7 protein-coding genes, 1 other RNA gene and 1 pseudogene are annotated in these 7254 nt (G+C 51.8%); 8 read left to right on the top strand and 1 reads right to left on the bottom strand.

Annotated elements, in window-relative coordinates; genetic code table 11:
- A pseudogene (locus HMPREF3050_RS14380) lies at positions 1-308 on the bottom strand (hypothetical protein); the annotation flags it as partial.
- 90 nt (positions 309-398) lie between these two features.
- Between HMPREF3050_RS14380 and HMPREF3050_RS09435 the strand changes: the two are divergent.
- From HMPREF3050_RS09435 to uvrD, 8 genes are all read left to right on the top strand, one after another.
- Entirely contained in the window at positions 399-1388 is a 990-nt protein-coding gene (locus HMPREF3050_RS09435) for an NAD(P)H-dependent glycerol-3-phosphate dehydrogenase (RefSeq protein ID WP_039408869.1), read from the top strand.
- 141 nt (positions 1389-1529) lie between these two features.
- Entirely contained in the window at positions 1530-1853 is a 324-nt protein-coding gene (locus tag HMPREF3050_RS09430) for a hypothetical protein (RefSeq protein ID WP_049231451.1), read from the top strand.
- A gap of 9 nt (positions 1854-1862) precedes the next feature.
- Positions 1863-2165: a cell division protein ZapA gene (locus HMPREF3050_RS09425; RefSeq protein ID WP_003744050.1), complete on the top strand. Its 303-nt coding sequence runs from the start codon at positions 1863-1865 to the stop codon at positions 2163-2165.
- A gap of 7 nt (positions 2166-2172) precedes the next feature.
- A non-coding RNA gene (gene ssrS / locus HMPREF3050_RS09420) (6S RNA) lies at positions 2173-2352 on the top strand.
- A 260-nt stretch (positions 2353-2612) separates the two neighbouring features.
- Positions 2613-3044 carry a 50S ribosomal protein L13 gene (gene rplM / locus HMPREF3050_RS09415; protein ID WP_003744049.1) on the top strand — a complete coding sequence of 144 codons (432 nt, stop codon included), beginning with the start codon at positions 2613-2615 and terminating at the stop codon, positions 3042-3044.
- A 9-nt stretch (positions 3045-3053) separates the two neighbouring features.
- Positions 3054-3446 (top strand): 30S ribosomal protein S9, encoded by a 393-nt coding sequence (rpsI, locus tag HMPREF3050_RS09410; RefSeq protein WP_070774620.1) that lies wholly within the window; start codon positions 3054-3056, stop codon positions 3444-3446.
- A 236-nt stretch (positions 3447-3682) separates the two neighbouring features.
- Positions 3683-4573: an EamA family transporter RarD gene (gene rarD, locus HMPREF3050_RS09405; protein ID WP_070774619.1), complete on the top strand. Its 891-nt coding sequence runs from the start codon at positions 3683-3685 to the stop codon at positions 4571-4573.
- A gap of 389 nt (positions 4574-4962) precedes the next feature.
- A complete protein-coding gene (uvrD, locus tag HMPREF3050_RS09400; RefSeq protein ID WP_070774618.1) occupies positions 4963-7170 on the top strand; it encodes a DNA helicase II in 2208 nt (735 codons plus the stop codon).
- The last annotated feature ends 84 nt before the right edge of the window (positions 7171-7254 follow it).

Below are 7254 nucleotides of genomic sequence, written 5' to 3'. Positions count from 1 at the left end.
TGTCGGGGGAAGGGCTTTTTTGCAAAGGTCTCAGCAAGCGACAGGAGCAGTCGGGTGTTGCGGTGGTTCATGGCGTGTTCCTTTTTGTAGTGGATATTATTATGAGTAAGCACCGTTTCCGTTGATTGCCGTGATGAATGGCGGGCGAAAATGGGGAATGGCATTCCGCTTTGTTTGCGTCCGTTTGATATGTCCGGCTTTTTTGTCCGCGAAGTATAAACAGCGGGCGTGGTTTTCCCTTTGCGGTAAATCAATATTGGATTTTCAATAGAAATAAGCAATATATGTGATAGCTTCTGCATTTTCATGCGGTTTTCATGTTGGATAGGCCTCTATCGCTTGCACTGCCAAGCCGATTGGTTTAAATTAAACGACAATCTACCGTTGGAAGACACACAATGAAAATTACCGTCATCGGCGCAGGTTCTTGGGGTACAGCCCTTGCCCTGCACTTTGCCAGCCACGGCAACGAAGTCGCCCTTTGGACACGCAATCCCGAACAAGTCCGTACATTGCAGGCAGAACGTGAAAACAAACGCGGCCTGCCCGGTTTCCCTTTCCCTGAATCCTTAACCGTTTATGCCGATTTGGGTGATGCGCTCAAAGACAGCGGGCTCATTCTTGTCGTAACTTCTGTCGCAGGTTTGAGAAGCAGCGCGGAACTCCTCAAACAGCACAATGCCGACCATATTCCCGTCCTTGCTGCCTGCAAAGGCTTTGAACAAGACACAGGGCTGTTGACCTTCCAAGTATTGAAAGAAGTATTGCCTGAGAACAAAAAAATCGGCGTGCTGTCAGGTCCGAGCTTTGCCCAAGAACTCGCCAAACAACTGCCTTGTGCTGTGGTTGTCGCCTCAGAAAATCAGGAGTGGATTGAGGAATTGGTGCCGCAACTCAACACCAACGTAATGCGTCTTTACGGCAGCACGGACGTTATCGGCGTGGCTGTCGGCGGTGCCGTCAAAAACGTTATGGCAATCGCCACCGGACTTTCCGACGGTCTCGAATACGGACTCAATGCGCGTGCGGCGCTGGTGACGCGCGGTCTCGCCGAAATTACCCGTCTTGCCATGGCCATGGGTGCGCAGCCCAAAACCATGATGGGGCTTGCCGGCATCGGCGACCTTATCCTGACCTGTACCGGCGCGCTTTCGCGCAACCGCCGTGTCGGTTTGGGTTTGGCAGAAGGAAAAGAACTGCATCAAGTGTTGGTGGAAATCGGCCATGTTTCCGAGGGCGTCAGCACCATCGAAGAAGTGTTTAACACCGCTGTGAAATACCAAATCGATATGCCCATTACCCAAACCCTGCTGCAACTCATCCGCAAGGAAATGACCCCGCAGCAAGTGGCAGAAAGACTCATGGAGCGCAGCGCGCGCTTTGAGTAAGACCGAACGGCAAAGGTCGTCTGAAAACATCAAGCCAAAAAGTTTCAGACGACCTCAACATTCGGCAGCGATTGACATCCCTGCATCATCATCCTAATATCCTGACCGCCTGCCACCATGCGGCAATACGGAAGCCTATACATGAATCAATCACTCGACACCTTGGAAGTCAGCGTTTACCAGCTGGCCCAAAAATTTGAAACCCTTGTTGGTGAAAACCGCCGCCTTAACGAAGAAATCGACCGCCTCAAGCTCGAGCATGAACAACAAAAGCGCGAACATGAAGCCGCCGTTGACGAATTGAGCGAAGCGCTGCTCGTGCAAGTCGGCAAACTCAAAGAAGACCTACAAGGCAAAATCGACAACCTTACCGCCGAAAAAGAACAATACCGCAGCGCATTAGAGCAGACTGCAGAAAAAATCCGCCGGCTCATTTCCCGCCTGCCTCAAGAAACGCAATCATAAGGACACGCCATGAGTATCGAACAAGTCAGCCTCGACATCATGAATGTCAATTTCACCATCAACACCCCGAGCGAAGAAAAAGATACTCTGCTCCAAGCCGTTGATATGCTCAACAAAAAAAGTGCCGCCATCAAAGAGAGCGGACGCATTGTCGGCAGCGATAAAATCGCCATTATGACCGCGCTCAACGTTGTCCACGACCTCCTTAAAATCACACTCAAAGACGATTTGGCAATAGGTGAATTTGAGCGTAAAATAACCGACATGAACAACGCTTGCCAAAAAGCTTTGGCGCGGTTGGAACAAAACTGATTTTTCTTTTTCCCTGCGGTGTCCGCGAAGGCATATATTCCTTTGAACCAATAAGTTCGCTTAAGGTTGCCGGGAGTTGCAGTGGGCGCGAGCGTCTATCCTTAGATGCACCCGAAACTGCCCGAGGTGACCGCCTTGTCAACAAGGTTCAAGCGGATTCAGCCAAAACGGCTCTCGCGGGGATTCCCATATCAAGCCATGCCCGATTGCGGCATGGCTTTCATTTATCATCGGTTTCGACGTCGTCTGAAAAACCAAACGTAAAATCAAAAAACACATCCCGATATTTTGGAATATCAGCAATGTTTTCCAACCTAAAAACAACATTTCCCAATGCATAAAAACGCCATCATAGAAAAAACACTTTCAGACGACCCCAATCCGATTGACAAAAGCCAATCCCATCTTTAAAATTCACAACTTTCTATATCTATCTGGATTTCCACTATGAAAACCTTTTCAGCGAAACCCCACGAGGTGAAGCGCGAATGGTTCGTTATCGACGCCCAAGACAAAGTTCTGGGTCGCGTTGCAGCCGAAGTCGCACACCGTCTGCGTGGCAAGCACAAACCTGAATACACCCCCCACGTTGACACCGGCGACTACATCATCGTCATCAACGCGGACAAACTGCGTGTAACCGGTGCCAAATTCGAAGACAAAAAATACTTCCGTCACTCCGGCTTCCCCGGCGGTATCTACGAGCGTACTTTCCGCGAAATGCAAGAGCAATTCCCGGGCCGCGCTTTGGAACAAGCCGTAAAAGGCATGTTACCTAAAGGTCCATTGGGTTACGCCATGATCAAAAAACTGAAAGTGTACGCTGGTGCAGAACACGCCCATGCTGCACAACAACCCAAAGTTTTGGAATTGAAATAAGGACACGACATGAACGGTAAATACTACTACGGCACAGGCCGCCGCAAAAGTTCAGTGGCTCGTGTATTCCTGACTAAAGGTACCGGCCAAATCATCGTAAACGGTCGTCCCGTTGACGAATTCTTCGCCCGCGAAACCAGCCGCATGGTTGTTCGCCAACCTTTGGTCCTGACTGAAAACGCTGAAGCGTTTGACATCAAAGTCAACGTTATCGGCGGTGGCGAAACCGGTCAATCCGGCGCTATCCGCCACGGCATTACCCGCGCCCTGATCGACTTCGACGCTACATTGAAACCTGCCTTGTCTCAAGCCGGTTTCGTGACTCGCGATGCCCGTGAAGTTGAACGTAAAAAACCAGGTCTGCGCAAAGCACGCCGCGCAAAACAATTCTCCAAACGTTAATTCGTTTTTGGAATCTCAAAAAGCCCTGCAATGCAGGGCTTTTTTTATTTGTTGCAGCTATCGGATTGCCTATGCATTTTTGAGACTGGTTGAGAGAGGGCGGACGGCTGAGAGATAGTAAGTTGAGACGGCAGGATTCGCGTTAAGTTTTTCTATTTCTTCAAATATCGAAAATGTGAAATTTCTTTTCGCATTCCACATTGATACAATGAAGTTTTTTGCGGGGTCGTCTGAATATGACGGATTTCTCAAAGGGGCTTGTGGCGGCGGTAGCTTCCAATTTATTGTTTTCCATGCTGTTTCTGTACGGAACTTGGATGCGTCCGATGACCGGGACGGAAGTTTTCGCTTGGCGTATGGTTGCAATGTTGGCGGCTGTATGCGTATTGATGGGCATGAGCGATGGCTGGAAGGCGGCAGGGCAGTTTGTTCGTGAAACGGGCAGGGATTGGAAACGTTGGTTTTTGATTATGTTGCCCACGCCTGTTTTCGCAAGTCAGCTTTGGCTGTTTGTATGGTCGCCGGTCAATGGTGAAGGCGTGAATGTGGCAATGGGCTATTTCCTGTTCCCATTGGCGATGCTGGCGTGCGGCAGGATTTGGTTTAAGGAAACGCTTAACCGTCTGCAAATAGTAGCGGTCGTATCGGCATGTTTGGGCGTGGTATGGGAGTTGGTACAATCCGGCGCATTTTCATGGGCGACGGTATGGGTATTCGGAACATATCCCATCTATTATTTGGTGCGCCGCAGACTGGGCGTGCCGGCATTGATAGGGCTGACGTTTGATTTGCTCGTGATTGCGCCTTGTGCCTTGTTTTATATTCTGACGCAAACCGATACCATTAATTTGATTGCGTCCACTCCCAAGCTTATCGGCTTTATCGTTCTGCTGGGTATCAATAGCGCGGTCGCCATGCATTTGAATTTAAAAGCAAGCCAATTATTACCCATTGCCGTATTCGGTATGTTGAGCTATTTGGAGCCGGTCTTGCTGTTTATCATTTCGATTGCGTGGCTGGGCGAACCTTTGGAGAGTAGGGCATTAATCAGCTATGGATTTATTTGGTTGGGTTTGAGTCTGATGATGGTAAACGGATGGCTGGCAATGAAGAGAAGGGTCGTCTGAAACCGCTGTTTTATATAGTGGATTAACTTTAAACCAGGACGGCGTTACCTCGCCTTAGCTCAAAGAGAACGATTCTCTAAGGTGCTGAAGCACCAAGTGAATCGGTTCCGTACTATCTGTACTGTATCTGCGGCTTTCGCCTTGTCCTGATTTAAAGTTAATCCACTATAAATTTCAGACGACCTTGCTCCGTCAAAATCGCATTTCTCGCTTTCAGTCCTAAAGTTTCAATTTCTAAATCAATGTCGTCAGCAGGCTGCCTCGGCTTGTCAAACTTTTGCCCGATATACAGCATTCGATATCGAAAGGTCGTCTGAAACATCTTTTCAGACGACCTTTGCCGTTTCCATTAAAATACCGTATTCCCATTTTTCAGACGGCCTTTTCCCATGTTTCCCGACCAATCCGCCCCCAATCTGCTGCAAGGCTTAAACCCCGAACAACTTTCCGCCGTAACCTGGCCGCCGCAATCCGCCCTTGTGCTGGCGGGCGCGGGCAGCGGCAAAACGCGCGTGCTGACCACGCGCATCGCATGGCTTTTGCAAACCGGTCAGGCAAGCGTACACAGCATTATGGCGGTAACGTTTACCAACAAAGCCGCCAAAGAGATGCAAACCCGACTCGGCGCGATGATTCCCATCAACGTCCGCGCCATGTGGCTCGGCACGTTCCACGGTCTCTGCCACCGCTTTTTGCGCCTGCACCACCGCGACGCCGGCCTGCCGTCTTCCTTTCAAATCCTCGACAGCGGCGACCAGCTTTCCCTCATCAAACGCCTGCTCAAAAGCCTCAACATCGCCGAAGAAATCATCGCGCCGCGTTCGCTGCAAGGCTTTATCAACGCGCAAAAAGAATCCGGTTTGCGCGCTTCTGTGTTGAGCGCGCCCGATCCGCACACAAGCCGCATGATCGAATGCTACGCCGAATACGACAAAATCTGCCAACGCGAAGGCGTGGTCGATTTTGCCGAACTCATGCTACGCAGTTACGAAATGCTGCAAAGCAACGAAATCCTGCGCCAACATTACCAAAACCGCTTCAACCACATTCTCGTTGACGAGTTCCAAGACACCAACAAGCTGCAATACGCCTGGCTCAAACTCATGGCGGGCGGCAACGCGGCGGTATTTGCTGTCGGCGACGACGACCAAAGCATCTACCGTTTCCGCGGCGCGAACGTCGGCAACATGACCGCGCTGATGGAAGAATTCCACATCGACGCGCCCGTCAAACTCGAACAAAACTACCGCTCCGTCGGCAACATCCTCGCTGCCGCCAATGCCGTTATCGAAAACAACGACGAACGCCTCGGCAAAAACCTGCGCACCGACGCCGAAGCAGGCGACAAAATCCGCTACTACTCCGCCTTTACCGACCTCGAAGAAGCCCAATTCATCGTTGACGAAACCAAAGCCATCGAACACGAAGGCTGGGATTTGGACGAAATCGCCGTCCTCTACCGCAGCAACGCCCAATCCCGCGTCATTGAACAAAGCCTATTCCGCAGCGGCATTCCCTACAAAATCTACGGCGGGCTGCGCTTTTACGAACGCCAAGAAATCAAACACGCGCTCGCCTACCTGCGCCTCGCCGTCAATCCCGACGACGACAACGCCCTCTTGCGCGTCATCAACTTCCCGCCGCGCGGCATCGGCGCGCGCACCGTCGAAAACCTTCAGACGGCATCAAACGAACAAGGCATCACCCTCTGGCAGGCAGCCTGCAACGCCGGCGCAAAAGCCGCCAAAGTCGCCGCCTTCGTCCGCCTCATCGAAGCCCTGCGCAACCAAGTCGGACAAATGCCCTTGCCCGAAATCATCGTCGGCATCCTCAAAGACAGCGGACTGACCGAACACTACCGAACCCAAAAAGGCGACAACCAAGACCGCCTCGACAACCTCGACGAACTCGTCAACGCCGCCATCGAGTTCAAACCCGAAGACAGCAACTTCGAAATCCTGCCCGACAACATTTCAGACGACCCCGCCTTCCCCATCCTCGCCTTCCTAAGCAACGCCGCCCTCGAATCCGGCGAAAACCAAGCAGGCGCGGGCGAAAAAGCCGTCCAACTCATGACCGTCCACGCCGCCAAAGGCTTGGAATTCAACGCCGTCTTCCTCACCGGCATGGAAGAAGGCCGCTTCCCCAGCGAAATGAGCCTTGCCGAACGCGGCGGCCTCGAAGAAGAACGCCGCCTCATGTACGTCGCCATCACCCGCGCCCGCAAACGCCTCTACATCACCATGGCGCAACAACGCATGTTGCACGGACAAACCCAATTCGGCATCGTCTCCCGCTTCGTCGAAGAAATCCCCCCCGAAGTGCTGCACCACCTGTCCGTCAAAAAGACCGCCTACGACAGCTACGGCAGCCCGCGCCAAACCGCCGCCCCCAAAGACAAAATCATCGACGACTACAAACAGCCCCAAACCTACGCAGGCTTCCGCATCGGACAAAACGTCCGCCACGCCAAATTCGGCACCGGCGTCATCATCGATGCCGTAGACAAAGGCGAATCCGCCCGACTGACCATCAACTTCGGCAAACAGGGCGTGAAAGAGCTGGATACTAAGTTTGCGAAATTGGAAGAGATGTAAAAGGGAGATGGCAGAGGTCGTCTGAAACCCGTAGCGTGGGCTTTGCCCACGAATCAAACCCAAAATTTCAGACGACCTCTTTTA

It is taken from the genome of Neisseria sp. HMSC065D04 (genome assembly GCF_001815675.1).
Taxonomy (GTDB): domain Bacteria; phylum Pseudomonadota; class Gammaproteobacteria; order Burkholderiales; family Neisseriaceae; genus Neisseria.
The sequence above is the reverse complement of the archived record's forward strand: the minus strand, read 5'-3'. Positions and strand labels throughout refer to the sequence as shown.